This is a genomic window from Paraburkholderia megapolitana, assembly GCF_007556815.1.
Lineage (GTDB): Bacteria > Pseudomonadota > Gammaproteobacteria > Burkholderiales > Burkholderiaceae > Paraburkholderia > Paraburkholderia megapolitana.
The window spans coordinates 1230053-1255921 of sequence record NZ_CP041745.1 but is presented as its reverse complement, the minus strand read 5'-3'; the positions used below and the strand labels follow the sequence as shown (position 1 = coordinate 1255921).

26 protein-coding genes are annotated in these 25869 nt (G+C 63.2%); 14 read left to right on the top strand and 12 right to left on the bottom strand.

Features of this window, described 5'->3' with window-relative positions:
- Positions 1 to 97: 97 nt before the first annotated feature.
- From FNZ07_RS19035 to FNZ07_RS19015, 5 genes are all read right to left on the bottom strand, one after another.
- A complete protein-coding gene (locus FNZ07_RS19035) occupies positions 98 to 310 on the bottom strand; it encodes a hypothetical protein (RefSeq protein WP_091018601.1) in 213 nt (70 codons plus the stop codon).
- A 159-nt stretch (positions 311 to 469) separates the two neighbouring features.
- Positions 470 to 706, bottom strand: a complete 237-nt coding sequence (locus FNZ07_RS19030) for a hypothetical protein (RefSeq protein ID WP_407670707.1) — start codon at positions 704 to 706, stop codon at positions 470 to 472.
- Positions 707 to 761: 55 nt separating this feature from the next.
- Complete coding sequence (locus tag FNZ07_RS19025; protein ID WP_091018605.1) at positions 762 to 2168, bottom strand: sigma-54-dependent transcriptional regulator; 1407 nt, start codon at positions 2166 to 2168, stop codon at positions 762 to 764.
- A 270-nt stretch (positions 2169 to 2438) separates the two neighbouring features.
- A complete protein-coding gene (locus tag FNZ07_RS19020) occupies positions 2439 to 2678 on the bottom strand; it encodes a hypothetical protein (protein WP_091018608.1) in 240 nt (79 codons plus the stop codon).
- Positions 2679 to 2713: 35 nt separating this feature from the next.
- Entirely contained in the window at positions 2714 to 3031 is a 318-nt protein-coding gene (locus tag FNZ07_RS19015; RefSeq protein ID WP_091018610.1) for a DUF883 family protein, read from the bottom strand.
- A gap of 245 nt (positions 3032 to 3276) precedes the next feature.
- On the opposite strand from FNZ07_RS19015, the gene FNZ07_RS19010 reads away from it, so the two are divergent.
- From FNZ07_RS19010 to FNZ07_RS19000, 3 genes are all read left to right on the top strand, one after another.
- Positions 3277 to 4335 (top strand): sigma-54 interaction domain-containing protein, encoded by a 1059-nt coding sequence (locus tag FNZ07_RS19010; RefSeq protein WP_091018613.1) that lies wholly within the window; start codon positions 3277 to 3279, stop codon positions 4333 to 4335.
- A gap of 180 nt (positions 4336 to 4515) precedes the next feature.
- Positions 4516 to 5085 carry a hypothetical protein gene (locus tag FNZ07_RS19005; protein WP_407670708.1) on the top strand — a complete coding sequence of 190 codons (570 nt, stop codon included), beginning with the start codon at positions 4516 to 4518 and terminating at the stop codon, positions 5083 to 5085.
- Positions 5082 to 5615, top strand: a complete 534-nt coding sequence (locus tag FNZ07_RS19000; protein WP_091018617.1) for a hypothetical protein — start codon at positions 5082 to 5084, stop codon at positions 5613 to 5615. Before FNZ07_RS19005 ends, FNZ07_RS19000 begins: the two co-directional genes overlap by 4 nt.
- A gap of 70 nt (positions 5616 to 5685) precedes the next feature.
- Here FNZ07_RS19000 and FNZ07_RS18995 read toward each other — a convergent pair whose 3' ends face one another.
- Complete coding sequence (locus FNZ07_RS18995; protein WP_091018619.1) at positions 5686 to 7029, bottom strand: ABC transporter ATP-binding protein; 1344 nt, start codon at positions 7027 to 7029, stop codon at positions 5686 to 5688.
- 23 nt (positions 7030 to 7052) lie between these two features.
- A complete protein-coding gene (locus FNZ07_RS18990) occupies positions 7053 to 8804 on the bottom strand; it encodes an ABC transporter permease (protein ID WP_091018621.1) in 1752 nt (583 codons plus the stop codon).
- A gap of 553 nt (positions 8805 to 9357) precedes the next feature.
- Here FNZ07_RS18990 and FNZ07_RS18985 point away from each other — a divergent pair.
- Together FNZ07_RS18985 and FNZ07_RS18980 are read left to right on the top strand one after the other, a co-directional pair.
- Positions 9358 to 11034 carry a GGDEF domain-containing protein gene (locus tag FNZ07_RS18985; protein ID WP_091018623.1) on the top strand — a complete coding sequence of 559 codons (1677 nt, stop codon included), beginning with the start codon at positions 9358 to 9360 and terminating at the stop codon, positions 11032 to 11034.
- 145 nt (positions 11035 to 11179) lie between these two features.
- Positions 11180 to 11446, top strand: a complete 267-nt coding sequence (locus FNZ07_RS18980; protein WP_091018721.1) for a double-stranded DNA-specific endonuclease — start codon at positions 11180 to 11182, stop codon at positions 11444 to 11446.
- 28 nt (positions 11447 to 11474) lie between these two features.
- On the opposite strand, the gene FNZ07_RS18975 is transcribed toward FNZ07_RS18980, so the two are convergent.
- Complete coding sequence (locus tag FNZ07_RS18975) at positions 11475 to 12791, bottom strand: ATP-binding protein (protein ID WP_091018626.1); 1317 nt, start codon at positions 12789 to 12791, stop codon at positions 11475 to 11477.
- A complete protein-coding gene (locus FNZ07_RS18970) occupies positions 12775 to 13500 on the bottom strand; it encodes a response regulator (RefSeq protein WP_091018628.1) in 726 nt (241 codons plus the stop codon). Before FNZ07_RS18970 ends, FNZ07_RS18975 begins: the two co-directional genes overlap by 17 nt.
- A 223-nt stretch (positions 13501 to 13723) precedes the next feature.
- Here FNZ07_RS18970 and FNZ07_RS18965 point away from each other — a divergent pair, with 223 nt between their 5' ends.
- Entirely contained in the window at positions 13724 to 14266 is a 543-nt protein-coding gene (locus FNZ07_RS18965; protein ID WP_407670709.1) for a periplasmic heavy metal sensor, read from the top strand.
- Positions 14267 to 14399: 133 nt separating this feature from the next.
- Here FNZ07_RS18965 and FNZ07_RS18960 read toward each other — a convergent pair whose 3' ends face one another.
- On the bottom strand, positions 14400 to 15098 hold the full coding sequence (locus FNZ07_RS18960) for a pirin family protein (RefSeq protein ID WP_091018631.1): 699 nt from the start codon (positions 15096 to 15098) through the stop codon (positions 14400 to 14402).
- A gap of 575 nt (positions 15099 to 15673) precedes the next feature.
- On the opposite strand from FNZ07_RS18960, the gene FNZ07_RS18955 reads away from it, so the two are divergent.
- The 4 genes from FNZ07_RS18955 to FNZ07_RS18940 all read left to right on the top strand — a co-directional run bounded on the left by FNZ07_RS18955 (position 15674) and on the right by FNZ07_RS18940 (position 19572).
- Complete coding sequence (locus tag FNZ07_RS18955) at positions 15674 to 16363, top strand: ABC transporter permease (RefSeq protein ID WP_091018634.1); 690 nt, start codon at positions 15674 to 15676, stop codon at positions 16361 to 16363.
- Positions 16360 to 17073 carry an ABC transporter permease gene (locus tag FNZ07_RS18950; protein ID WP_091018637.1) on the top strand — a complete coding sequence of 238 codons (714 nt, stop codon included), beginning with the start codon at positions 16360 to 16362 and terminating at the stop codon, positions 17071 to 17073. The genes FNZ07_RS18955 and FNZ07_RS18950 overlap by 4 nt, the downstream gene beginning before the upstream one ends.
- A gap of 4 nt (positions 17074 to 17077) precedes the next feature.
- Positions 17078 to 17857: an ABC transporter ATP-binding protein gene (locus tag FNZ07_RS18945; protein WP_091018639.1), complete on the top strand. Its 780-nt coding sequence runs from the start codon at positions 17078 to 17080 to the stop codon at positions 17855 to 17857.
- Between the two features lie 581 nt (positions 17858 to 18438).
- Positions 18439 to 19572, top strand: a complete 1134-nt coding sequence (locus tag FNZ07_RS18940; RefSeq protein ID WP_091018641.1) for a porin — start codon at positions 18439 to 18441, stop codon at positions 19570 to 19572.
- 172 nt (positions 19573 to 19744) lie between these two features.
- Here FNZ07_RS18940 and glnK read toward each other — a convergent pair whose 3' ends face one another.
- The gene (gene glnK, locus FNZ07_RS18935; protein WP_074265470.1) at positions 19745 to 20083 is read right to left on the bottom strand and encodes a P-II family nitrogen regulator; all 339 of its coding nucleotides are present in this window, start codon (positions 20081 to 20083) and stop codon (positions 19745 to 19747) included.
- A 110-nt stretch (positions 20084 to 20193) separates the two neighbouring features.
- On the bottom strand, positions 20194 to 21882 hold the full coding sequence (locus tag FNZ07_RS18930) for an NAD+ synthase (protein ID WP_091018643.1): 1689 nt from the start codon (positions 21880 to 21882) through the stop codon (positions 20194 to 20196).
- A gap of 146 nt (positions 21883 to 22028) precedes the next feature.
- Here FNZ07_RS18930 and FNZ07_RS18925 point away from each other — a divergent pair, with 146 nt between their 5' ends.
- The 4 genes from FNZ07_RS18925 (at position 22029) to FNZ07_RS18910 (ending at position 25612) form a co-directional block, all read left to right on the top strand.
- A complete protein-coding gene (locus FNZ07_RS18925; RefSeq protein WP_091018645.1) occupies positions 22029 to 23210 on the top strand; it encodes a GNAT family N-acetyltransferase in 1182 nt (393 codons plus the stop codon).
- A gap of 201 nt (positions 23211 to 23411) precedes the next feature.
- The gene (locus FNZ07_RS18920) at positions 23412 to 24437 is read left to right on the top strand and encodes an aldo/keto reductase (RefSeq protein ID WP_091018647.1); all 1026 of its coding nucleotides are present in this window, start codon (positions 23412 to 23414) and stop codon (positions 24435 to 24437) included.
- A gap of 120 nt (positions 24438 to 24557) precedes the next feature.
- Positions 24558 to 24875: a GIY-YIG nuclease family protein gene (locus FNZ07_RS18915; protein WP_091018650.1), complete on the top strand. Its 318-nt coding sequence runs from the start codon at positions 24558 to 24560 to the stop codon at positions 24873 to 24875.
- A 125-nt stretch (positions 24876 to 25000) separates the two neighbouring features.
- Positions 25001 to 25612, top strand: a complete 612-nt coding sequence (locus FNZ07_RS18910; RefSeq protein ID WP_091018653.1) for a ParB-like protein — start codon at positions 25001 to 25003, stop codon at positions 25610 to 25612.
- Positions 25613 to 25869: the final 257 nt, after the last annotated feature.

Below are 25869 nucleotides of genomic sequence, written 5' to 3'. Positions count from 1 at the left end.
ACGAGCAGAAGCGAGCCACGCTCGCGCGTCGCACAGAATTTTTCTCACCGGGGTGATTGCGCGCGACCCAACCGATGGTCGCGCTGCGGCGTTGCGCTCAGGCGTCCTGCTCGGAACCGAGGTCGCGCTGATACTCAAGCCCTTCCGGCCGCACGCCGCCCTGATTGTGTTCGCCGTCCGGTGGCGCATCGGGCGCGATGCGGTTCTGTGCGGCGGGGTCCGGAGTCGGCGGCGGGCCGCCCGATCCGGAGCCGGGGCGCGAATCGCGCTTCGAGTGGCGCGCGGAGCGCCGCAATGCAGGGTGTCGCATGGTCGTGCCTCCTGGGGAAGGCCGCCACCGTAGCGGTGGCACTCACGTAGTCTAGGGCTCGTCGCGTCAAATTGCCGGTAAAAGATGCGCCCTTTTTGTAACGGCTACATCAACGCAGCGGCGCGGCGAAGTATCGCGCGTGAACACTGCGCAGATAGCCTATGCGTAGCCTGCCTGGGGCGTCTGGTTCGGCTGAGGAGGTGGATCGCCAATCGGCAGCGTACCGGGCTCGGGAAGCTCGGGCGCCGGGCCCGGCTCGGTGTCGGGATCGTAGGGCTCGTCGGGCATCGGGGGATCGGTCGGCTCGGGACGATGCGCGACGATCGGGGGAATTTCGCTGGGCGGCTCGTTGTGTGGCTCGTTGCTCGGCTCGTTGTGCGGCATAAAGGACTCCATTGTGTGATTCCTCGTGCCGCAGCAAGGGCTATGCCGTCAGCCGCCGCGGCTACGCTCAGGCGCTTGCGTCACCGAGCGCGCGCGACTCATCGGTCGAATCGGCGTCGTCGGCACGATTCGCGTCGTTGCCGTATTCGACGAGGCGGTTATACAGCGTCTTCAAGCTGATACCGAGGATCTCCGCCGCGCGCGTCTTGACGCCGCCGCACTGGTCGAGCGTCGCAAGAATCAGCTGACGGTCCGCTTCGGCCAGCGACGTGCCGAACGGAATCGTCACCGCGGTCCCGGTAGCGGGTTTCGACAGCGTGATCTGTAGCGGCACCGTCGCGGTGCTGTCCGAATCCGTGCCCGACATGATGTGCGCGCGCTGCACGTAGTTCTTGAGCTCACGCACATTGCCCGGCCACGGATACGACATCAGCATCTCCTTGACCGCGGGCGGGAAATGCTTGCGTGTGCTGTGCCGTTCGTTGAGATCCTCGAGGAATGCCTGGGCGAGCAGTTCGACGTCCTTGCCGCGCTCGCGCAGCGGCGGCAGGCTGATCGGAAAGACGTTCAGACGGTGATACAGGTCGAGACGTAGCTTGCCTTCGAGCACGGCCTGCTCCGGGTCGCGATTGGTCGCGGCGATCACGCGCACGTCGGTTTCGATTTCCTTCGTCGTACCGACGCGCATGAACATACCGGTTTCGAGCACGCGCAGCAGTTTCACCTGCAGCTCGACCGGCATCTCGGTGATTTCGTCGAGAAACAGCGTGCCGCCGTTCGCGCGTTCGAAGTAACCCTTGTGCTGACGATCCGCGCCGGTGAACGAACCGCGCTCGTGGCCGAACATCTCCGACTCGATCAGGTTCGGCGAAATCGCGCCGCAGTTCACGGCGAGAAACGCATGCTTGCGGCGCAGGCTCAGCTCATGCACGGTCTGCGCCGCCACTTCCTTGCCGGTGCCCGATTCGCCGACCAGCATTACGGACGCCGCCGTCGGCGCAACCCGACCGATCTGATCGTAGACCTCTTGCATCGCCGGCGAATTGCCCAGCATCAAGCCAAAGCGGCCCATCCGGCGCAACTCGCCGCGCAGCGTACCGATCTCGGCCTTGAGATCGCCGGGGCGCGGCAGACGCGACAGGATCGCCTTCACGCGCTGCATGTTGATCGGCTTGACGAGATAGTCGGCCGCGCCCATTTTCAGCGCACTCACGGCGGACTCGACCGTCGCGTGGCCAGTGATCACAATCACCTCGACACCCGAGCGCGGATCGAGATCTTCGAACAGATCCACCCCGCTGCCATCCGGCAGCTTGAGATCGGTGAACACCACATCCGGCATCTGCCGCACGAGCTGGATGCGCGCTTCGCGCAAGTCGCCCGCCGTGGCGGTGGTCAAGCCGTCTTCTCCGATGATGGCGGCCAGCGCCTCGCGGGTGGCCGGATCGTCATCGACAATCAGTACGTGTGGCATCGCGCCTCAATAGCGTGGATGGGATGGGAATGCCGACATGCAGCGGGGAACGGGATAAACGCACCGCAACATAAGTGGACGCTCACCCTGCGAGCCGCTCCACTGGCGGCTCCCGATACAGCGACTTAGCACAACCGCGCAACAATTACTGCTTTTACGCAGTAAAAATTACTTGATTGTTGTGAATTTGATCATTATACGGCCGATATTACAATTAGGCGAACGGCCGTCGAAGCGGCAACGGATGGGCCACCGCACCCCAGGGACGCGTTACCCGCGCGGGAATGGCCACGCATCCCCGTTGGCGGCCGGATGATGCGCGCCATTCGTTCCTTTAGTCACTTGCGCCGCTTGAGCCGCGGGCGCGGTTGCTCCGCCCTCGCCTTCCCAGCGGCTGACTTCACGCGCTGTCGTGGTCTGGGCAGCCCGGCTCTTCTGCGCGCAACGCAGCGCCAGAATCCCGCCGATTGCTACCAGTACGCCGAATATTCCGATCCGATGTCGTGCCATCGCGAGTCTCCGTAGATAAGCGGTACGTTGCCCTGTCAACGCGCAGCCAGCGCACCGAGCACGAAGCCGATGCCAGCCGCAATACCGACGGCCTGCCACGGGTTGTGACGCACATAGCGCTCGGTATTGACAGCCGCCGCGCGATAACGTCGATGTGCCGCCGACTGCGCATCGGACAGCGTCTCCTGCAGCGCATCGACGTGCGTGCGAAGACGCTCGCGCAATGCATCGACGCCCTCGCCCGGCACCGCGCCCGCGAGCCGCAGCATTTCTTCCGAGTCCGCCAATAGCACGCGCAGATCCTCGACGACCTTCTGCCGGCCGAGGGCCAGTTGTTCCGTGGTTTCTGTCATCTAACGCTCCAGGATCGTGGATTCGCGGCGGCGCACGAGCTTTATCGCTTCGATGGCCGCCATTCGCGTCGATACCGCGCAAGTCGCGTACCCGCCCCGGCCGTGAACACTGAATCGAACACCGGCGAACGAGTCGAAGCACACTCGTGCGTATTGCTGCGCCCTACCCCTGGATGGTTAAATCATTTTTTGTGAGATAGTGAACTCATCGAACACCGAACCCCTTTGCACAGGACTACCCGTTTATGGCGTCAATCGATCTGGACTCGCCCACTGCCGGCGGCACCACAGCGGCACAGGCGAAGCCTCGCAACGCACAGCACGTTGCGGGGCTCAGGTCGTATGGTCTGTTGTACGGTTCGTCACCGGCGATGCTCGATCTCTACGAGCAGATCGAGCGCGTCGCATCGACCGATGCAACCGCGCTGATCATCGGCGAATCGGGGACCGGCAAGGAACTGGTCGCACGGACGATTCACGATCAAAGCACGCGCAAGGAGGCGCCGTTTATCGCGGTGAACTGCGGCGCGATTCCCGACGAATTGATCGAAGCCGAGTTGTTCGGCCACGAGAAAGGCAGTTTCACCGGTGCCGTCCAGGGGCGGATCGGATACTTCGAACACGCGAACAACGGCACGCTGTTTCTCGACGAGGTCACCGAGATGTCGCCGGTGCGCCAGGTCAAGCTGCTGCGCGCGCTGGAGACGGGCACGTTCTTTCGGGTCGGCGGCACTGAACTGATTCACTCGAATGTCCGCGTGATCGCCGCGACCAATCGCGATCCAGCCGTTGCCGTCAAGGAAAACGGCCTGCGCGAAGATTTGATGTACCGGCTCGCGGTGTTTCCGTTGCGCGCGCCGCCGCTGCGCGAGCGCGAAGGCGATCGCGAACTGCTCGCGCAATACTTCCTCGCGGCGCTGAACGAACAGGAAGGCGCGAGCAAAACCTTCAGCAAACGCGCGCTGGACACGCTGCGCACATGGTCGTGGCCCGGCAACGTGCGCGAACTGAAGAACGCGATCTACCGTGCATTCATCCTCGCGGAAACGGTCGTCGAACTGCCGCATCCGCATCTCGCCGCGCGCATAAAAAAGCCGCTCACCCAGGGCGACTCGATGAGCGTGTGGATCGGCACGCCGCTCGCGGACGCGCAGAAGCAGATCATCCTCGGTACGTTGAAGTACTGCGGCGGCGACAAGCGGCGCGCGGCCAAAGCGCTCGGCGTGAGCCTGAAGACGCTCTACAACCGCCTGAGTACATACGGCGACGAAGCGGCTGACGAACCGACCAGCGACGAAGCGTAGCGCGCTCGCCGAACCTCAACGTTTAAACGAAAGAACCCGCGCACTGCACGCACTTTTGCAATTGTTTGCACTTTTCCTATGCCAATTGCAAAAAGCATCCTGCACAATGCCACTGCATAAAAGAAGCCACGCTGCGCAATATCGTCACGCGCGGCGCATGCAGGAGCACAGACAGGGAACATGCCAAACAGAATGCACAGGGCCGCCCGCGCCTTACCTCCAGGTTTCACCTCGCTCACCGCGCTGACCCTCGCTTTGGCAGCGCTCTCCGCCAGTCTCGGCGGATGCAGTTCACTCTATTCCGAAGGTGCAGTCGCCGGTGCCGGCATCGGCGGCGCAGCTCTCGCCAGCAAGGTCACGCGCAATGCCGCGGTGGCCACCGGCATTGGCCTCGGCGCCGTCGCCGCCGCGCGAGCCGGCGTCCAGTACACAGAACGCGTCGTGCACCGCGATACCCAGGATGGCATCGCGAAGATCGCCGGCCCGCTCGACGTCGGCGCAATTGCACCGTGGGCCGTCACCCACTCAGTCCCGCTCGAAGACGACGAACACGGCCGCGTTACCGTGAGCCGAACCATCAGCAGCGGCGAGCTCGATTGCAAGGAAATCGTCTTCTCGGTCGATCAGACCGCCACGCAGAATGTCCCCGCTTCGAGTGCGTTCTACGTCGCATCGATCTGTCGCGACGGCGCCGCGTGGAAATGGGCCTCAGCCGAACCGGCTACCGAGCGCTGGGGCGCACTGCAATGAGTGGCGCCCATCGTGGCATGTGGGTCATCAAAGCGCGTCTGGCACTGGCCGGCGCGCTGTGCATCGGCGCCGGCATGCTGCTGAACGGTTGTTCGTCGGTGGGCGCGGCGAGCGGCGCGGCGGCCGGTGTCGCGACCGGTCTCGTAACCGTCAACCCGGCGGTCGGCATCGGCGTCGGTATCGCCGTGCAGGCCGCTACCGACGAAGCTGTCAACGGCTTCATGCGCGACATGCATAGCGATCAGCAGAACCTGATCGCCGCAACGGCAGGCGCGATACCGGTCGGCGATGCGCGGCTGTGGAGCGTCAAGCACACCCTGCCGATCGAGAACGGTCACGGCGAAGTGCGCGTGACGCGCGCGTTCGCCTCAGCGCTCGCGATCTGCAAGGAGTTCGTGTTTTCGGTGGTGGATGGCGACGGGCCGCAGGCGCCGGCGCGCTGGTATATCGGCAGCGCGTGCCGCCAGGACAAGGGATGGAAATGGGCGTCGGCGGAACCGGCCGTCGATCGCTGGGGCAACCTGCAGTAATTCTCGCAGCGGCATGGCACGCGTCGTCTGACGCCGTGCCATACCGCCACACCACACACACTGCTGCCGTTCAGGACTCCACGTCCTCGAGACTGAAAATTTCCGTCTGGTCGTTATACGAGAAGATCTCGCCGTAACGGCCCCAGTCGATCACGGAATCGAGCGTCTCTTCCGCGGCGCTGTCCGACAGAAAATCCTCCAGCTCCTGCTCGAAACGCACGCGCGGCGCGCGATGGCCAGGGCGTTCGTTGAGCACCTTCTTGATCCGCGCCGCCAGCGGCACATGGCGCAGCAGATGGTCGGCAAACATCATCTTGCGTTCCTGCGTGCCGAACTCGGAGAACACGCGCGCCGGCGGCGTGAGGAACACGTCGCCTTCGCGCACGTCGGCAAAACCGAGGTACTGCAATACTTCGGCGATCGGGAACAGATCGTCGACCTCGAGATGCAGCGAACGGGCGATTTCCGGCATGTCCGCGCGGCCGTGATACGGCGGCGCCGCGAGTGTTTCGATCAGACCCGCCATCAGGTTGGTCGACACCTGCGGCAGCCAGCTGCCCAGCTCCAGGCCCTTCTTCGTCGCTTCGTCGGTCTGGCGCGCGGTCATCTTCGCGTAGATATCGTCGACGAGCCGGCGGAACGCCGGATCGAGCCGGTTGCGCGGATGCTTGAACGGCACCTTGATCTCCGCGATCACGCGGCCCGGATTCGACGACAGCACGAGAATCCGGTCGCACATGAACACCGCTTCTTCGATGTTGTGCGTGACGATCAGCACCGACTTGATCGGCATACGTCCTTGCGTCCACAGATCGAGCAGATCGGTACGCAGGGTTTCGGCGGTCAGCACGTCGAGTGCGGAGAACGGTTCGTCCATCAGCAGCAAGGTCGGATCGACGACGAGCGCGCGCGCGAACCCGACGCGCTGCCGCATACCGCCGGACAGCTCGCGCGGATACGCGTTCTCGAAACCGTCGAGACCGATCAGATCGATCGCGGCAAGCGCCCGTTCGCGTCGCTCGCGTGCTCCGACGCCCTGCGCCTCGAGACCCGCTTCCACGTTCTGCAGCACGGTCAGCCACGGGAACAATGCGAAGGTCTGGAAGACCATCGCGACGCCCTTGGCGGGGCCGTCCAGCGGCTGGCCCATGTAGGTCACGTCGCCGCCGGTCGGCTCGATCAGTCCGGCGATGATGCGCAGCAAAGTCGACTTGCCCGAGCCCGAACGACCTAGCAAGCCGACGATCTCGCCTTCGCGCAGCGCCACGTTCACACCGTCGAGGACCAGCAGTTCGCCCTGCGACTTGTTGAAGCCGCGGCACACTTCCTTGACGTTCAGGATTTCGTCGCCGAGGCGCGGCGGCCTCGGCATATCGGTGGACCCGGCGGTTACGGCAGCTTTAGGATTTTGCATCGCGTTTGGCCTTAATGAAGCGGTCAGTCGAGCCGAAGCTTGGATTCAGCATAGGCGTACATCGGACGCCACAGCAGGCGGTTGAACAAGGTCACGAACAGCGACATCACGGCGATGCCGAGGATGATCTTCGGGAAATCGCCAGCGGCCGTGGTTTGCGCGATATACGAGCCGAGGCCGTGTGCCGAGAGCCGGGTATCGCCCCACTGCACGTATTCGGCCACGATGCTGGCGTTCCACGCGCCGCCCGACGCCGTGATCGCACCGGTCACGTAGTACGGGAAGATGCCCGGCAACATCACCTGGCGCCACCATTGCCAGCCGCGAATGCGGAAGTTGGACGCCACCTCGCGATAGTCGTTCGGATAGGAACTCGCGCCTGCAATCACGTTGAAAAGGATATACCACTGGGTGCCGAGCACGATCAGCGGCGACAGCCAGATGTCCGGGTTCAGGTGAAAACGCACGATCACGATCACGAATACCGGGAACAGCAGGTTTGCCGGGAACGCGGCCAGAAACTGCGCCAGCGGCTGGATCTTCTCGGCGAGCGCCGGACGCAGCCCGATCAGCACGCCGAGCGGTACCCAGATCACCGACGACAGCGCGATCAGCAGCGCCACCCGCAGCAACGTGATGAGCCCGAGCACGATTACGTGTCCGACTTCACCGAGCGACACGCCGGTGCTCACATATTCGATCACGCGATACACGACGTACACCGTCAGCAGGATCACGAAGATCGCCCACACGATGTCGCCGACGCGCGACGATTTCTGCCGCTGCGGAATCGCGAAGCGCGCGCGGTCGAACGACGGCAGACGCAGCGGCACACGTGCCGCGTTCGCGAACAACCAGCCGAGCGGCACGAGCAGACGGTGAATCAGCCGCGTGCGGCGGATCAGGTCGAGCAGCCACGACTCCGGCGCATCGCCCGAACTCGTGTTTTCCATGCGGAACTTGTCGGCCCATGCGACGAGCGGGCGGAACAGCAGTTGATCGTAAGCAAGAATCACGATGGTCATCGCCAGGATGACCCAGCCGATCGCATGCAGGTTCTTCTCGGAGATCGCCTGCGCGAGAAACGCGCCGATGCCCGGCAGCGTGATCGTGTTGTTGCCGACCGTGATCGCTTCCGATGCAACGACGAAGAACCAGCCGCCCGACATCGACATCATCATGTTCCAGATGAGACCGGGCATCGAGAACGGGACTTCGAGCTTCCAGAAACGCTGCCACGACGTCAGATGGAAACCGCGCGACACTTCGTCGAGATCGCGCGGCACGGTGCGCAGCGACTGATAGAAGCTGAACGTCATGTTCCAGGCCTGGCTCGTGAAGATCGCGAAGATCGCCGCGAGTTCGGCGCCGAGCACACGGCCCGGGAACAGCGCCAGAAAGAAGGTCACCGTAAACGAAATGTAGCCGAGTACCGGCACCGACTGCAGGATGTCGAGAATCGGCACCAGCACGAGACCGGCGCGCCGGCTCTTCGCCGCAAGCGTGCCGTAAACCAGTGTGAAGGTCAGCGAAGCAACCATCGCGGCGAGCATGCGCAGCGTCGTGCGCATCGCGTACTCGGGCAGATTGGTCGGATCGAGCGAGATGACCTGGGTTTTCAGCGTCGATATCGGCGCCATCGATTCATGAAAGCCGATCGCCGCCATCGCGATCAGGCAGATGATCAGCGGGAACGCGACGAAGTCCCAGCGGTTGGGCAAGACTCGCCATGCGGACGCATTGGCGGTGCGACTCAGATTGAAACTGAAGTCCATCAGATGCCCTCCCGGTAGCGGCGAGCCGGGCTCGGGGCCGCCGTGCAGACTATGGAAAGCCGCGTCCAGCGCGGGTGGCAGGGGAAGGATAGGTCCGGAAAGCGGAAATCAGACATGACTGGACGCTTGTGCGCGGTAATTCGTTGGCGTTAAGACGCAGTGGCCGGGCGTGGCAACCGGCGCGGCGAACTGCACCGGCACCTGCCGCACGAAGAACGCATCCGTTACAACAGATGTGTTCTGAAAGAAACCGGCGAGCTTTCCTTGTTTTGGACGGCACGACACTACTACAACCTGTGTTTCAGGCACAACCTTTCGCGGCAAACGGACGGTTGAATCTTCCGCCGCTTCGCTCGTCTATCGTCCGAACGTCGCATACGAGCCACACCCCCGCAGCCCCACAGGTTCGGGCGACCCCTCGCTCAACCGTGATGAACCTGCCGGCGTACGTGCGCGCGGGCACACATCTGCGCGTACCTCCGGCGGTTAAAATCGAACCGCCGCGCCAAACGACCTCGCGGCATCCAGACAAAATCGACGGACCAGAGGGTCGATGAACAGGACAAACTTGCGTGCGGCAGCCGGACCCGTCAGCCTTCTGCTGATCGCGTTCGTCTGCTGGTTCGCGGCCGGCCTGGCCGCGGACCGGATGGTACAGCAAGAACTGAATGCCGCGGTACGCACGCAGCGGCAGATGTCCGCATCGGTGGTCGACAACATGGCCCAGGTCATCGCCAGCGACCTCGCGATGTTTCGCGCCGTCCCGGCGACGATGGCCGAACTCGACACGATCCAGCACGCGCTCGCGCAGTCGCGGAATTATGCCGCGAACGGCGCCGGCGCGGAATCGCCGCAACGCGACACGCTGCTCAAACAACCCGCGCTGGCCGCCATCAGCCGGTTCCTGAAGGACGCTCAGGGCTACTCCGGACTCGACATCATCTGGCTCGTCAATGCCAACGGCCTGTGCGTCGCATCGAGTAACGCGAACGCACCGCGCTCGCTGGTCGGTATTGACATGCGCTCGCACGCCTGGCTGACGAACGCGTTACTGGGCGCCTTCGAGGAGATTTACGGGGTGAGTCCGCGGCACCGCGAGCCCGGCATCTTCATCGCCGTGCCGGTTTACAACGACGGCGCACTGGTCGGCGCAGTCGTCGCGCGGGTGGGCATCGCGAGATTGCGGCACTGGGTCGCGCACCCGGGCACCTTCGTCACGGACGGCAACGGCGTGATCATCATGGCTCACGACAACGCGCTCGAAAACCACGCACTGCCAGGTTCGCGTGCAACGCAGATGAGTGCCGCCGAACGCAGCGAGCTGTATCGACGGGATCATTTTGCGGACCTGAGTATTCGGCCCGTCAGCCAGTTGCGCGACGATGCACCGTGGGTACCAAACGCGCTCGCCGGACAGTTCTTCCAGACACCCGTGCACCAGTCGCCCGCGCTATACGAGGTACGCGACGGCCTGAACTCGAAGCTCGCCTCGCATATCGTCGATCCGGTCGCCGCGTGGCCGGAGCTCCTGTACACGCACCGGCGCGACCGTCTGCTGGTGTTCGTCACGCTCGCCGGCGGCGCCGCACTGCTTTGCGTTCTCACGCTGTCATACCTGCGCGAGCGCCGCCACCACAGCGCGACGCGCCATCTCGCCGAGCAATTGCAATCGGCCAATACGCTGCTCTCCGCCGAGGCGCGCCATGACGCACTGACCGGCGCGCTGTCGCGCCGCTACTTCCTCGACTTGCTGCGCCACGAGATCGAACGCGCGCGACACGCCGGCGAGCCGCTATGCATGGCCATCGCCGATCTCGATCATTTCAAGCAGATCAACGACCGCTTCGGCCACGCCGCCGGCGACCGGGCGCTCGAGCACTTCGTCGGCACCTGCCGGATCGAGTTGCGCGACGGCGATGCGATCGGCCGGCTGGGCGGTGAGGAATTCGGCATCCTGCTGCCCGCCACCGCGCTCGCGGCGGGCTTCGAAACCGTCGAGCGGCTGCGTATCCGGTTCAGGAACGCGCCGAGCGCGACGCTACCTGCACCGGTCAAACTGAGCGTGAGCATCGGTATCACCGAACTCGGCCCCGACGATCCCGCAGAGCGCCTGATGAGCCGCGCGGACCATGCGCTTTACGCGGCGAAGTCGGGTGGCCGCGACCGCAGCGAAGCGGTGCGTGCCGGCGATACGGCACCGCCCGCGCGCGCCGCCGTGACCGCCTGGTGACCTGACGCAGGCGGCCAGGCGGGTGCGACCTCTCGCAGAGGATCGACTCGTTGCGACTTCAACGGTTGCGGACCAGGCAGGTATGATCACCCTTCGCGACTTTCGTCAGAAGGTTGATTCGTTACTGCTCTACCGGGAGGTTTGCATGAAGGGAAATCTGGTCATCGTCTGCCGCGATCAGGACGCCGATGCGTTCGACCATCTGCTGGCCGAATACGGCGCATTCCAGACCCGCCTGTCGTCGACCGCGTGGTATCTGAAGCTGGATGTGGCGCCGGAACTGATCCAGGAGGAAATTCTCGCGCGCCTCGGCAAATACACGACGCATTACATCTTCGAAGCGGAAACGGTGACGTGGAACACGGTAGACAGCGAAGCCGCTGCCGCGCTCAACACGCTCTTCACTGAGTAGACCGAATGGACGAAAACAGGCGCCGCGCCTACCAGGCGCTCTGCGCGACTGCGGCCACCTTGGGCATGACTTCGTCCGGGAACGTCATCAGCACGCGCAGGCCGCTGCCGTCGTGATTGCCGATTTCCCATTCGCCGCCCGCCCGGCGCACCAGCCTTTCGACGATCGCGAGACCGAGCCCGCTATGGCCGTTGCCGCCTCGCGCCGGATCGAGCCGCACGAACGGCCGGCTCGCGTTGAGCAGGTCCTGGGCGGCGATGCCCTTGCCGTTGTCGCTGACCGATAGCGCGAAGCCACCTGCGACGCGTGCGGTCGCCACGACGATCGGCGGCGCGCCGTACGCATGTGCGTTGTCGAGCAGGTTCGACAGAATCCGGTCGAGCGTCGCGGCCGGCAGCCGGAAGCCTTCGCCCGCCGCCAGATCGCTCTGCACCGCCGGCGCGCCGGCCGCCACGGCGCGATAGCTACGCACGATCCGGTCGCATTGCGCATCGACCTCGACCGCTTCGCTGCGATCCGCGCCGTCATGCGCGAACACGAGAAACTGCTCGACGATATGGGTCATCGAATCGACGTCGCGCACGACGCCGTCGCGCGCCTTCGCTTCGTCCATCATCTCGGCGCGCAACCGCAGCCGCGCGAGCGGCGTCTTCAGGTCATGCGCCACGCCCGCGAGCATGACCGCTCGGTCGTTCTCGGTGCGCGCGACTTCCTGAACCATCTGGTTGAAACCATGCGTGAGTTGCCGCAGTTCGCGCGGGCCGCGCTCCGGTAGCGGCGGCACCGGCAGACCGCGGCCGAAGCGCGCGACGGCCTGCGCCAGCGAGCGCAACGGCTGCTGCAACTGCCAGGCGGCCAGCAAGGCCGCCATCACGCCGGCGGAAAAGATGATCGTGAGCCACAACACCATCCGGTCGAACGAGCGCGGCGGTCGCAACGGCTGGACCGGTACGACTATCCAGTTGGGATCGGTGGCTGCGCGCACCCACAGCGTGGGTGGCTTGCCCGGCGTGCCGATGCGCACCTGGGTCGTGTTCGGCACCCGGTCGCGCACATCGTCGACGAAACGGCGCAGCGACGCCGGCAGATTCGGGTTATCCGGTGGCACAGCGTCGCTGCTGGGATCGACCAGCCGCACCCGCGACGGCAACGGCTGATCGGGATCGTGCACGACGTGCTGGCGCACGGCGTCGACGAGGAACACCGCTTCTTCTACTGCGTAGCGATTCTGAAACTGGTTGCGCTCGAGGCGAAACAGCACATAGCCCGCGAAATGCGATATCAGCAGCACGCCGACGACCAGGAACGTCAGTCGTCCGAACAGCGTATCAATGGGACGGCGCATGTTGCTCGCCGTCAGGCACGAATACGTAGCCGCGCCCGCGGACCGTCTGAATGAAGCGCGGAACCGACGGGTCGGTTTCGAGGATGCGCCGCAGACGCCACACCTGCACGTCGATGCCCCGATCGGTGCCGTCGTATTCCGGGCCGTGCAGCAGTTCGAGCAGGCGCTCGCGCGTGAGCGTGCGCATGGGGTGGTTGACGAAGATCTTCAGTAGCGCGAATTCACTGCCCGAGAGCGTGAGTGGCCGGCCTTCCTGATGCAGCGTGCGCGACTGGAAATCGAGCGTGAAGCGGCCGAACGAAAACGGTTCGCGCTGCTCCGGCGCCGCCGCCGACGGCAGCGTACGGCGCCGCCGCAGCACCGCCTGCACGCGAGCCAGCAGTTCGCGCGGGTTGAACGGCTTGCCGAGGTAGTCGTCCGCGCCGAGTTCGAGACCGACGATGCGGTCCACATCGTCCGCACGGGCGGTCAGCATGATCACGGGGATATCGTCGCCGGCCGCGCGCAGCTTGCGCAGCGCGGTCAGCCCGTCGACGCCTGGCATCATCAGGTCGAGCACGATCAGATCGGGACGCTCGCGTTCGAGCCGGCGTTCGAGCGAGCCGGCATCGTGCAGCACCGAAACCTCGATCCCCTGGCGGGCAAGGTAGTCGCGCAGCAGGTCGCGCAGTTCGACGTCGTCGTCGACGACAAGGATTTGAGTAGTCATGGGGCGAAGTTTAACGCGCCAGACCAGCCGTTTCGGCCCCCGCCGGTCGTCAAAGGGTTACCGGGTGTTACCGCGAAAGGCGCGCGTAATGTCGCGTAACACCCGCGGTATGCGGCGTAACACGACGCATCGAGCGCCCCTCTACGCTGTGCATTACCGGATGCGGCGACGCTGTTTCCGTGTCTGCCGCATCGCCGGCTAGTTCATCATAAGGAGCACCTCGATGTCCAACAGAATGTCCGTCAAACCCACGCGCTTCCTCGCCGTTGCTGCCGCCTCGCTCGCGCTTGGCGTCGGCATTGCCTACGCCGCAGGACAATCCGACGCCCCCGGGGGCGGCCCGGGCTGGCACCACGGTCAGTTCGAGAAGCAGCTGAACCAGTTGCACAGCCAGCTGAACCTGAATGCCGACCAGGAAAAGCAATGGCAGGCCGCGCTCGACACGATGAAGCAGAATCGCAGCGCAGCACGTGCGAATCATCAGCAGATGAAGCAGCAGTTCGAGGCGCTGCAACAGCAGCCCATTCTTGACCTGAACGCGCTGCATGACGCACACCAGCGTGTCGAACAGCAGAACGCGCAACTGCGCGAACAGACCACGACGGCCTGGCTGAACTTCTACAACGGCCTGAACGATCAGCAGAAGACCATCGTCAGCACAGCGCTGAAACAGCACTTCGCGAAGATGGCGGCCCGCCGCGAAAAGATGCACGAACGCTGGGAACAGCATGGCGGCGCGTCGGGGGCGATAGGCCTCAAACCGTAAGTGCGGTCGCTGTGCATAAAGAAAACGCCACGCGGTGATGCATCGCGTGGCGTTTCTGCTTCTGCTTTTGTTGGCGCTTCGGTTTCTATCTGCAACGACTACAGCAACCGCGGCAGACTGGTTGCCACTCCCGTCAGGCGAGATCGAACAGCAGCACTTCAGCCGCTTCGCCGTTCGTGAGCGTGACGCTGTCCACACCCTCGATCATCGCTGCGTCGCCGGCCTGTAGCGCGCTGCCGTTCACGCTCACCGCACCCCGCGCGACATGCACGTATGCGCGCCGCCCCGCCGGCAGGGCGAACTGCCATTCTTCCGCGCCGTCGAACAGCCCCGCGTGGATCGATGCATCCGCATGGATCGTCACCGACCCATCGCGCCCATCCGGCGAAGCGACGACACGCAGACGGCCGCGCTTCTCGGCATCCTCGAAGCGCTTTTCCTCGTAGCCCGGCTGGTCGCCGACCCGCTTCGGCATGACCCAGATCTGCAGCAGATGCAGCGGCGCTTCCTTCGACGCATTGAACTCGCTGTGTTTGACACCGGTGCCGGCGCTCATGCGCTGGACATCGCCGTGACGAATGGTCGAGCCGTTGCCCATGCTGTCGCGATGCGACAGCGCACCGTCCAGCACGTACGTCACGATTTCCATGTCGCGATGGCCATGCGCGCCGAAACCCTGGCCGCCCGCAATGCGGTCCTCGTTGATCACGCGTAGCGGCCCGTAGTGCGTATGCGCTTCGTCGTAGTAATCGGCAAACGAAAAGCTGTGGTACGAGTCGAGCCAGCCGTGGTTTGCATGGCCTCGCTCGGCGGAGCGGCAAATCTCGATCATGGCGATCTCCCGTCATTAGTGTGCGATGGGAACAATGTATGGCCGACATGCCCCTCACACAACCCGCGTCGCTGCACCGGATCGTTCCGTAAATCCACCCAATCTGCGTCGTGGCGCGGCCGCGGACGCGGCGTCGTGCAGCAAGCGACAGCGATTTTTCCTGCTACCCGTGCTGGTGTACCCGACTGGCGCACCCTGTCCGTTCGGGTAAAATACCGCGCTTTTCCGGTGGTCCGCATCGAGACACCTCCCCGCACAGCCCTGTCCACCGGGCGGCGCGAGGAAACGCAGCGTTTGAAAGATCGAAACGAGATCGAAGCGGCGGCGCATTTTTGGCCGCCTAGACTACAGGCGCTAACGGGCAAACGCGGGTCAAACGCGGATCACACGCAGTCAAAAGCAATCGTAGTCAGTCGGAAAACGCGCTGTCGGGCCGGCAACGGCAAGACAGTCATGATTTGCACAGCGGCACGCCGTAGCGCGCGCATCGCAGGAGTTCATCGGGACTCCGCGGTACGCGCCCACTGGTAGCCGCGTCTTTCGCGGGGCGCAACGGCGCACCGTCAGGGACCTTTATGTTTCTTCAAGGCTATGGCCCGCTGATCCTCTCCGGCACGTGGCAAACCGTCAAGCTGGCGGTCTTGTCGCTTGCCTTCGCCTTCCTGCTCGGCCTGCTCGGCGCAGCGGCGAAGCTGTCGAAGAACCGGCTGACCTACGGCGTCGGCACGCTGTATACGACGCTGATCCGCGGCGTGCCCGATCTCGTGCTGATGCTGCTGCTGTTCTACAGCATCCAGATCTGGCTCAACAACCTGACCGACCTGCTCGGCTGGGATCAGATCGATATCGATCCGTTCGTCGCGGGCGTCGCGGTGCTCGGCTTCATCTACGGCGCGTACTTCACCGAAACCTTCCGCGGCGCGTTTCTCGCGGTTCCGCGCGGCCAGCTGGAGGCCGGCTCAGCCTACGGGATGAGCGGCTGGCAGGTGTTCTCGCGGATCATGTTCCCGCAGATGATGCGCTTCGCGCTGCCCGGCATCGGCAACAACTGGCAGGTGATGGTGAAGGCGACCGCGCTGGTGTCGATCATCGGTCTCGCCGACGTCGTGAAGGCCTCGCAGGATGCCGGCAAGGGCACGCTGCGGTTCTTCTTCTTCACCCTGCTCGCGGGTGCGATCTATCTGGGCATTACGACGGTGTCGAACTTCGTGCTGATGTACCTCGAAAAGCGCTACTCCTCCGGCGTACGCAAGGCGGACCTATGATCGAGCTGTTTCAGGAGTACTGGCGCAACTATCTGTACACCGACGGCTATCGGTTTACCGGCGTCGCCATCACGCTGTGGCTGCTTGCCGTGTCGATCGGACTGGGTTTCTGCCTGTCGATTCCGCTCTCGGTTGCACGCGTGTCGAAGAAGAAGTGGCTGTCGCGGCTGGTGTGGCTCTATACCTATGTGTTCCGCGGTACGCCGCTGTATGTACAGCTACTGCTCTGCTATACCGGCCTCTACAGCCTCGAAGTGATCCGCAATCACGAACTGACCAACGCGTTCTTTCGCGACGGCATGCACTGCACGCTGCTCGCCTTCACGCTGAATACCTGCGCCTACACCACCGAAATCTTCGCCGGTGCGATCCGGGCCACGCCGTACGGCGAGATCGAGGCGGCTCGCGCCTACGGCATGTCGTCGTTCACGCTGTACCGGCGCGTGATCCTGCCGTCCGCGCTGCGCCGCGCGCTGCCCTACTACAGCAACGAAGTGATCCTGATGCTGCACGCAACGACCGTGGCATTCACCGCGACCGTGCCGGACATCCTCAAGATCGCGCGCGACGTGAACTCCGCCACGTATCAATCGTTCGGTGCCTTCGGCATTGCCGCATTGCTGTACCTCGCTATTTCGTTCACGCTCGTCGGCCTGTTCCGGCGCGCTGAACACCGCTGGCTCGCCTATCTGCGGCCGCAAGGGAAATGAGTCAATGAGTACCCCGACGCAAAAGCTTTTCATCGATAACCTGCACAAGCAGTACGGCGACAACGAAGTGCTCAAGGGCGTGTCGCTGCGGGCGAACCGCGGCGATGTGATCAGCGTGATCGGCTCGTCAGGCTCGGGCAAGAGCACGATGCTTCGCTGCATCAATTTTCTCGAACAACCGAACGCGGGCCGCATCTTCGTCGACAACGAGGAAGTGCGCACCGCGAAAGACAAGCACGGCGCGCTGCGCGTGGCCGATCACAAGCAGTTGCAGCGCGTGCGCACCAAGCTTGCGATGGTGTTCCAGCACTTCAACCTGTGGGCGCACATGAACGTGCTGGAAAACGTCATCGAGGCGCCGCGGCACGTGCTCGGCCTGTCGCGCAAGGAAGCGGAAGACCGTGCGCGCACCTACCTGGAAAAGGTGGGTCTCGCGCCGCGTGTGGAGAAGCAGTATCCGTCGCATCTGTCGGGCGGCCAGCAGCAGCGCGTGGCGATCGCACGGGCGCTCGCGATGCATCCGGACGTGATGCTGTTCGACGAGCCGACCTCCGCGCTCGATCCCGAACTGGTCGGCGAAGTGCTGAAGGTGATGCAGACGCTCGCCGAGGAAGGCCGCACGATGATCGTCGTCACGCACGAAATGGCGTTCGCGCGCAACGTGTCGAACCATGTGATGTTCCTGCACCAGGGGCGGGTCGAGGAAGAAGGCGCGCCGGACGAGGTATTTGGCCGGACGAAAAGCGAGCGCCTTCGACAGTTTCTCGCCGGCAGTCTTAAATAACCCCGGCAATTGCGCGTCCCAGACCGCGAATGTAGTTAAAGTAGTTTTACAAGGCGCTTACAGCGCCTTTCTTATTGGTGGGCCGGTTACACATTTCGAGCCTCCGAATCCCGCAATGTGCGCAAAATTCCGCACTAAACGCATTACTCCCGACGATTTTCAGCGTCAATAGTGGCAATCCTTAGGATTGCTTGCGCCGATCCGTGTTTCCCTTACTGGACAAGGGTTTTCAGGATAAACAGGGGGTCTGTTTAGTGCCGCTGCGCATGACAGTATTGCAATTTGGCGACAATTGTTCGGAGGGGTTCTAATTTCTTCGCCCACGCCAGGCTATTTTTGCTAAATTAGTAACCAAAGTAGCAAAACAAAGTTCATTAAAAGTAGTTTCACTTCAAACCACACAGGAGATACCGGTCGCGAGGGATCGGAAAGACGAATAGACAGCCCGCGCGGCTGCTCGTCCCCCATCGCGTCCGACCCGTCCGCGAATCTCCCCAAAACAAGATTTCTGTTCGGCGTTCGCGCGTCCGGACACTCTTGCAGTAACTGGGTTTACTTTTTGACAGGGTATGGAGGAGAAGATGAAGAAAGTATTGCTCGCGGCTTCGCTGCTGACGATCGGCGTAGCGGCACAGGCACAGAGTAGCGTGACGTTGTATGGACGCCTCGACGCTGGTCTCGAATACATCAGCGGCCTTCCGAACAGTAGCTACACCGGATCCACCAGCCGTTTCAGAGCCGAGAGCGGCGACTGGGGTACGAGCCTGTGGGGGATGAAGGGCGTTGAAGACATCGGTGGCGGCAACAAGGTGCTGTTCCAGTTGGAAGGCAGCTTCAACACGATGAACGGTCAAGGCCCGGGCAACAACGGTATCTTCAATCGTTGGGCAACGGTTGGTGTAGCGAACGACCAGTTCGGTACCCTGCTCCTCGGTCGTGAACTCTTCATCGCCAACGGCGTGTGGGACTTCGATCCGTTTGGCCAGTCGAACTGGTCGTCGGCATCGCTGGTACGCGGCCGTAACTGGACGCAATCGAGCAATAACGTGTCGTACCAGTCGCCGAAGTTCGGTGGCTTTGACGTGTACGGCCAGTACTCGCTGTCGAACTCGACGAGCTGGAACGGTGGCAATGGCGCTGCCCAAGGTCGTCAGGACGGTCTGCAGATTACCTACACGAACTCGCTGTTCCAGATTCGTGGCCTGTACGACGAAATCCGCAACGCAACGACCGGTAGCCTCGGCGACCCGACGGCAGGCAGCCCGGCCGGCCCGTTCGCCTTCGGCCGTGAATACTTCGCCGGCGTGAACGTGTTCCTCGGTCAGTTCAAGGTGCAGGGCGTCTACCAGGTGGTCCGCACGTCTGGTGAAACGAACGTACCGTTCGGCACGCCGACGACGACCAACCAGGCATGGGGCGGCGTAACGTGGCAAGCCACGCCGGCCGCTGCACTGATCGCAGCCGTGTATCACGTGAACGCCAACAATGGTGCTGGCAACGCGACGATCTACACGGTTGGCGGTTCGTACAACCTGTCCAAGCGCACGCTGCTGGACATCCAGGTCGCGTCGGTGCGTAACAGCAAGAACGCTAACTTCGGTCTTGATGCCAACAACCCGGGCAATGGTGGCAACACCGCGGCCGGTTACAACGAAAACCCGCTGCCGGGCAAGAGCCAGACCGGCGTGTACGCAGGTATCCAGCACTCGTTCTAATCGGACGCTGCTGACAGAACAGATGTAGAAACGTTTTCACGCTGCTGCGAGAGGCGCGTATCGGTGCGATGTCCGTCAAGGGGATCGCACCGTTTTTTATTTCTGGGCCACGCACATCGCACGCACCGGTGCGGTGCAATGCCGGACCATCACCGTCTGCGAAACACCGTGTTCAAACGGCTGCTTCGTTTTCTTCGCCGGTGCGGATGCGGATCACGCGTTCGACTTCGGCCACGAAGATCTTGCCGTCGCCGATCTTGCCGGTACGCGCCGCGCCGATGATCGCGTCGATCACCTGATCGCACTGGTCGTTCGCCACCACGACCTCGATCTTCACTTTCGGCAGGAAGTCGACCACGTATTCCGCGCCGCGATACAGCTCGGTGTGGCCCTTCTGACGACCGAAGCCTTTGACCTCGGTAACCGTCAGCCCCGTCAGACCGACTTCCGCAAGCGCCTCACGCACTTCGTCGAGCTTGAATGGTTTGATGACTGCAGTGATGCGTTTCATGGCGTGCCTCTTTCGGTGTCGAAAAACAGAACTAGGGATGCTGCCGATTCTACGCCGCACCGGGCGCGTTGCCTGCGCACCGGAAACGCGCTGCGGCGTTGGCTACGGCGTTACTCGGTAGGCTCCGTATAGCGCGATGTGATCGGATAGCGCCAGTCGCGCCCAAACGCGCGATGCGTCACGCGAATACCGATCGGCGCCTGGCGACGCTTGTATTCGTTGATCTTGATCAGACGCGTGACGCGCTTCACGTCGTCGACGGCAAAACCGGCCGCGACGATTTCCGCCAGCGACCGGTCCTCTTCCATATACATACGCATGATCGCATCGAGCACTTCGTACGGCGGCAAGCTGTCCTGGTCGGTCTGGTTGTCGCGCAGCTCCGCCGACGGCGCGCGTGTCAGGATGCGCTCGGGAATCACGTCGCGCGTCGCGAACGAGGTCGCCGCATTGCGATAGCGGCACAGCCGGTACACCAGTGTCTTCGCGATGTCCTTGAGCACCGCGAAGCCGCCAGCCATGTCGCCGTACAGCGTGCAATAACCGACTGCCATCTCGCTCTTGTTGCCGGTGGTCAGCACGATCGAGCCGAACTTGTTCGACAGCGCCATCAGCAGCGTGCCGCGGATGCGCGCCTGAATGTTTTCTTCAGTGGCATCTTCGACGCGCCCAGCGAACTCGCCGGCAAGCGACGTGCGAAACGCGTCGAACATCGGCGCAATCGCGATCTCGTCGTAGCGCACACCGACACGGCGTGCCATTTCGGCGGCATCGGTCGTGGAAATATCCGCTGTGTAGCGCGACGGCATCATCACGGCGCGCACTCGGTCGGGACCGAGCGCATCGCAGGCCACCGCCAGCACCAGCGCGGAATCGACACCGCCCGACAGGCCGATCAACGCGCCCGGAAAGCCGTTCTTGTTGATGTAGTCGCGCACGCCCAGGACGAGCGCCGCATACACCTGCGCTTCGAGCGACTGCTCGGGCGCGACCGCGGCACGCACAGGCGTCGCGCCGTCGAACTCGACGATCGCATGACCTTCCTCGAACTGCGCCATCTTCGCCACCAGTTCGCCCTGCGCATCGAGCACGAACGATCCGCCGTCGAATACCAGTTCGTCCTGTGCGCCGACCATGTTCACGTAGATCATCGGCAGGCCGGTCTCGCGAATCCGCGCACGCAGGATGTCAATGCGCACCGCCTCCTTGTTCAGGTGATACGGCGAGCCGTTTGGAATCAGCAGCACCTGGGCGCCGGCCGCTTTCGCAAGCTGCGCCGCCGAGGCATGCCACACGTCCTCGCAGATCACGATGCCGTACTTCACGCCGTCGAGTTCGAACACGAACGGCTTTGGGCTCGATGCGAAGTAACGTTTCTCGTCGAAGACCTCGGTATTCGGCAGATCCTGCTTCAGATAGGTGCCGGCCACCTTGCCGTCGACGATCAGCGAAGCGGCGTTGAAGGTGTCGACCGGCGGCAGTCCGCGCTCGATCGGCGCGTTTGCATTACCATGGCCGAGCCCCGTGTCGCGATGCGGATGCCCGACCACCACATGCAGGCCCTTGAACGGCTCCAGCTGTGCGGCGAGATCGGCGAGCGCCGCGGCACTCGCCGCGTAAAACGCGGGACGCAGCAACAGGTCTTCGGGCGGATAGCCGGAGAGCGCGAGCTCCGGGGCAATTAGCAGCTTCGCACCATCGTTGTGCGCTGCGCGTGCCGCGGCGACGATCTTCGCGACATTGCCGGCGAAATCGCCGACGGTGACATTGAGTTGGGCAAGAGCGATTCGGGTCTTCATGGCGGGATAGTGGCAAGCCGTGCGGCTTGCCGGCTGCAACGGCTTCAGTGGCTCGGCAAGATGGACAGAAACGGATCAAACACCAGAACAACGAACGGCGCGCCGCCAACTGCGATGCGCCGGGCAGACCGGAACAATCACACAGATTGAATCAGGAACGTTTTGATTATCGCACGGGCATTCTGGCATCGCCGTCGGAGATCGACGCAGCCGAGTGGAACGCCCTCCTCGCCCGGCAGGCTCAACCTACGCCGTTTTTGCGCCACGAATTCCTGAGCGCGCTGCACGCGACGCAATGCGCGGTGGCCGAGACCGGCTGGGCGCCGCAGTTCGTCACGCTGACCGACCCGCGCACCGGCAAGCTTGCGGCGGCCGCACCGGTCTACGCGAAAAGGCATTCGTACGGCGAGTATGTGTTCGACTGGGCGTGGGCCGATGCGTACAAACGCAACGGCATCGAGTACTACCCGAAGCTGCTGTGCGGCGTGCCGTTCACGCCGGTTCAGGGCACGCGTCTACTCGCCACCGACGAACACGCGCGCCGTCACCTCGCCGCGACACTGCTTGCGTTCGCGGAACAGGCGGACGTGTCGTCGCTGCATGTGCTGTTCCCGACCGCCGACGAAGCTAACGTGCTCGCCGAGCTCGGCATGATGCGCCGCGAAGGCGTGCAGTTTCACTGGCTCAATGACGGTTATCGCGACTTCGACGAGTTCCTCTCGACGCTCGAACAGAAGAAGCGCAAGAACATTCGCGCCGAGCGACGCAAGGTGCACGAAGCGGGCGTCGCGATGCGGCGCGTGCGCGGCGAAGACATCACCGACGAGGACTGGCGTTTTTTTAGCAAGTGCTATCGGCAGACGTACAGCGAGCACTTTTCGAGCCCGTATCTGAATCTGAACTTCTTCCGCACGATCGGTGCGACGATGCCCGAGAACCTGATGCTCGTGCTCGCCGAATTCGAAGGCAAACCGATCGCGAGCTCGCTGGTCGTCTATCAGCGCGATGACGTGACCAACAGCGCGACCGGCGGCACGTTGTATGGCCGCTACTGGGGCGCGCTCGAACACGTGCCGTGTCTGCACTTCGAAACCGCGTACTACCAGCCGCTCGAATTCTGCATCGAGGAAAAACTTTCAACGTTCGAAGGCGGTGCGCAAGGCGAGCACAAGATGGCGCGCGGATTTCTGCCCACCGTCACGCATTCCGCGCACTGGCTCGCGCATCCGGCGTTCGCGGATGCGGTGGCGCGGTTTCTCGACAGCGAGACGACGAATATTCACGCATACGTCGACGAGCTGCGCGAACACAATCCGTTTAGAAGCTGACGTCACGAGCCCGAGCAACGCATTGCCACGCTCACAGCAACGTCCACGGATGAGCGATATCATAAAAAGCGACGGCGACGGCCGCTCATGCGAGCCACATACAGCCGAGGCGCCGCGCGATAGCCTGCAGCGGCGCCGCTCCCCGGTTCGACACCCCGCCCGCAACACGGGCAACCTCATCTTTTGTTCGAAGGAGTCAACATGGAATATCGCCTGCTTGGACAAAGCGGCTTCAAGGTCCCGGTACTGAGTCTCGGCACCGGCACCTTCGGCGGTGGCAACGATTTTTTCAAGGCGTGGGGCTCAACCGATGCCGACGGCGCGCGCAAGCTCGTCGATATCGCGCTCGACGCGGGCGTGTCGATGTTCGACAGCGCCGACATCTACTCGGACGGTCTCGCCGAAACCATTCTGGGCAAGGCGATCGCCGGACGCCGTTCGCAGGTCATCATCTCGACCAAAGGCACGTTCCGGCTCGGCGACGGCCCGAACGACGTCGGCTCGACCCGCCACCATCTCACCGAGTCGATCAACAACAGCCTGAAGCGGCTCGGCACCGACTACATCGATGTGTATCAGTTGCACGGCTTCGATGCGCTGACGAGCGTCGAAGAAACGCTGCGTACGCTCGACGACTTCGTGCGCGCGGGCAAGATACGCGTAGTCGGTTGCTCGAATTTTTCCGGCTGGCATTTGATGAAATCGCTCTCCGCCTCGGACCGCGAAGGGCTCGTGCGTCACTCGGCGAACCAGGCGTACTACTCGCTGATCGGCCGCGACTTCGAACATGAGTTGATGCCGCTCGGCCTCGATCAAGGCGTGTCGACGATCGTCTGGAGCCCGCTCGGCTGGGGACGGCTGACCGGCAAGATCCGGCGCGGCAGCCCGCTGCCGGCGACAAGCCGTCTGCACAAAACGGCAGACTCCGGACCGCCGGTTTCCGACGAATACGTGTACCAGGTTGTCGATGCACTCGACGCCGTTGCGAAAGAAACCGGCAAGAGCATCCCGCAGATCGCACTGAACTGGCTGCTGCAACGACCGACTGTGGCGAACGTGATCGTCGGTGCGCGCGATGAAGCGCAGTTCCGCGAAAACCTCGGCAGCCTCGGCTGGTCGCTCACGGCTGAACAGATCGCGCAACTCGACAAGGCAAGCAACCTGGCGCTGCCGTATCCGTACTGGCATCAACGCGGCTTCGAAGAACGCAACCCGTCGCCGGTGTAACGTGAAGTGAAGTGACGTGATGCAGCGGCCCGGCATGACGCGATCGTTATCGATAGCGCAACATGCCGGGCCGCTTTTTTGTGCGACACTCCTGCGCAACGCAACCGATCCCTTCGCTCCATGCCGTGGTTCCTGTACCTGATCGAATGCGCGGACGGCAGCATCTATACCGGCATCGCCACCGATGTCGACGCGCGTTTCGACAAACACGTCAACGGTACCGGCGCACGCTATACGCGCTCGCGCAAACCGCTGCGCGTACTCGCCTCGTTCGCCCTCGCCGACCGCTCGAGCGCATTGCGCGCCGAGTACCGGGTCAAGCAACTCACCGCCACGGAAAAACGTGCGCTCGCTGCGGGCACACGTACGCTCGAATCGGTACTACCCACCCCTGCACCGGAAGAAACCGACGCAACGTCGGCAAGCGACAAGGTTTGAAAGGTTCGCGCACTAAACGCTTTTCCCTTCGATGGATCGACATCCGTCGGCTACACTAAAAACACCTCGGGCACCGGCGGTGCGGCCCGGGCACAACGACAACGTAGCGAGGGAGGCACTGACCCATGGCAAAAAAACTCACTATTCACATCGACCAGTTGCGGCCGTTGCAGGCAACAGTCGGCATGCTCGAAGTCAACGCAAAGCACAAACGCCTCGCCGCGATGGATGCAAGGAAACTGCAGGCATTCATGCGCAGCGCACCGATTCCGACTGTGATCGGCAAGCGCGACCTGCACTACGTGATCGATCATCATCACCTGGCGCGTGCGCTATGGGATGCGGGCATCACGGAGGTGTACGCGGCAGTCGTGAAGGACCTGTCGTCGCTGTCCACCGACCGCTTCTGGGACACGCTCATCGAACGAAGCTGGGTACACCCTTACGACGAGCGCGGCATCCTGCGCGCGCTGTCGGCGATTCCCGACAAGGTGGTGGATCTCACCGACGACCCGTATCGCAGCCTCGCGGCCTTCGTGCGCGACGCCGGCGGTTACATCAAGACGCCGGCGCCTTTTGCGGAGTTCCAGTGGGCAGCGTTCTACCGGACGCGCATTCCGATGTGGACGAACGAATTCCAGTTCAACGCAGCCGTCGAGCAAGGCGTCCATCTCGCATGGAGCCCCGACGCGCGCACACTGCCGGGATTCAAGTTGCGCGGCAACAAGACGACGTGATGGGTCGCGGAACCGGTTGCTACGGTTCTGAAAGGAAGCGCGGGTAGCATGTGGCCGACGCGGTATTCTTCGCGCGGCGAAGCGGCACCATAAGCTGCGCACGCCTGCGCATTCACGACAGGTTCAGATTCGCATGGAAACATACATCCTGCTGGGTGGCGGTTTGGCACTGGCCTTGCTCATCGCCCTGTGGGGCATCTGGCATCTGAAATAGCAACGGCTTTCGAGCCTCGACAGGCCGCTTCATGTGGCGCCCC

Coding starts and splice junctions, on each gene's coding strand:
- FNZ07_RS18940 (WP_091018641.1), top strand. CDS start 18,439: ATGAAGAAAGTATTGCTCGCGGCTTCGCTGCTGACGATCGGCGTAGCG.
- FNZ07_RS19020 (WP_091018608.1), bottom strand. CDS start 2,678: ATGGCACGACATCGGATCGGAATATTCGGCGTACTGGTAGCAATCGGC.
- FNZ07_RS18980 (WP_091018721.1), top strand. CDS start 11,180: ATGAAGGGAAATCTGGTCATCGTCTGCCGCGATCAGGACGCCGATGCG.
- FNZ07_RS18990 (WP_091018621.1), bottom strand. CDS start 8,804: ATGGACTTCAGTTTCAATCTGAGTCGCACCGCCAATGCGTCCGCATGG.
- FNZ07_RS19025 (WP_091018605.1), bottom strand. CDS start 2,168: ATGCCACACGTACTGATTGTCGATGACGATCCGGCCACCCGCGAGGCG.
- FNZ07_RS18955 (WP_091018634.1), top strand. CDS start 15,674: ATGTTTCTTCAAGGCTATGGCCCGCTGATCCTCTCCGGCACGTGGCAA.
- FNZ07_RS19005 (WP_407670708.1), top strand. CDS start 4,516: ATGCCAAACAGAATGCACAGGGCCGCCCGCGCCTTACCTCCAGGTTTC.
- glnK (WP_074265470.1), bottom strand. CDS start 20,083: ATGAAACGCATCACTGCAGTCATCAAACCATTCAAGCTCGACGAAGTG.
- FNZ07_RS19015 (WP_091018610.1), bottom strand. CDS start 3,031: ATGACAGAAACCACGGAACAACTGGCCCTCGGCCGGCAGAAGGTCGTC.
- FNZ07_RS18920 (WP_091018647.1), top strand. CDS start 23,412: ATGGAATATCGCCTGCTTGGACAAAGCGGCTTCAAGGTCCCGGTACTG.
- FNZ07_RS18945 (WP_091018639.1), top strand. CDS start 17,078: ATGAGTACCCCGACGCAAAAGCTTTTCATCGATAACCTGCACAAGCAG.
- FNZ07_RS19030 (WP_407670707.1), bottom strand. CDS start 706: ATGGAGTCCTTTATGCCGCACAACGAGCCGAGCAACGAGCCACACAAC.
- FNZ07_RS18960 (WP_091018631.1), bottom strand. CDS start 15,098: ATGATCGAGATTTGCCGCTCCGCCGAGCGAGGCCATGCAAACCACGGC.
- FNZ07_RS18930 (WP_091018643.1), bottom strand. CDS start 21,882: ATGAAGACCCGAATCGCTCTTGCCCAACTCAATGTCACCGTCGGCGAT.
- FNZ07_RS18995 (WP_091018619.1), bottom strand. CDS start 7,029: ATGCAAAATCCTAAAGCTGCCGTAACCGCCGGGTCCACCGATATGCCG.
- FNZ07_RS18950 (WP_091018637.1), top strand. CDS start 16,360: ATGATCGAGCTGTTTCAGGAGTACTGGCGCAACTATCTGTACACCGAC.
- FNZ07_RS18985 (WP_091018623.1), top strand. CDS start 9,358: ATGAACAGGACAAACTTGCGTGCGGCAGCCGGACCCGTCAGCCTTCTG.
- FNZ07_RS19010 (WP_091018613.1), top strand. CDS start 3,277: ATGGCGTCAATCGATCTGGACTCGCCCACTGCCGGCGGCACCACAGCG.
- FNZ07_RS19000 (WP_091018617.1), top strand. CDS start 5,082: ATGAGTGGCGCCCATCGTGGCATGTGGGTCATCAAAGCGCGTCTGGCA.
- FNZ07_RS18915 (WP_091018650.1), top strand. CDS start 24,558: ATGCCGTGGTTCCTGTACCTGATCGAATGCGCGGACGGCAGCATCTAT.
- FNZ07_RS18970 (WP_091018628.1), bottom strand. CDS start 13,500: ATGACTACTCAAATCCTTGTCGTCGACGACGACGTCGAACTGCGCGAC.
- FNZ07_RS19035 (WP_091018601.1), bottom strand. CDS start 310: ATGCGACACCCTGCATTGCGGCGCTCCGCGCGCCACTCGAAGCGCGAT.
- FNZ07_RS18965 (WP_407670709.1), top strand. CDS start 13,724: ATGTCCAACAGAATGTCCGTCAAACCCACGCGCTTCCTCGCCGTTGCT.
- FNZ07_RS18910 (WP_091018653.1), top strand. CDS start 25,001: ATGGCAAAAAAACTCACTATTCACATCGACCAGTTGCGGCCGTTGCAG.
- FNZ07_RS18975 (WP_091018626.1), bottom strand. CDS start 12,791: ATGCGCCGTCCCATTGATACGCTGTTCGGACGACTGACGTTCCTGGTC.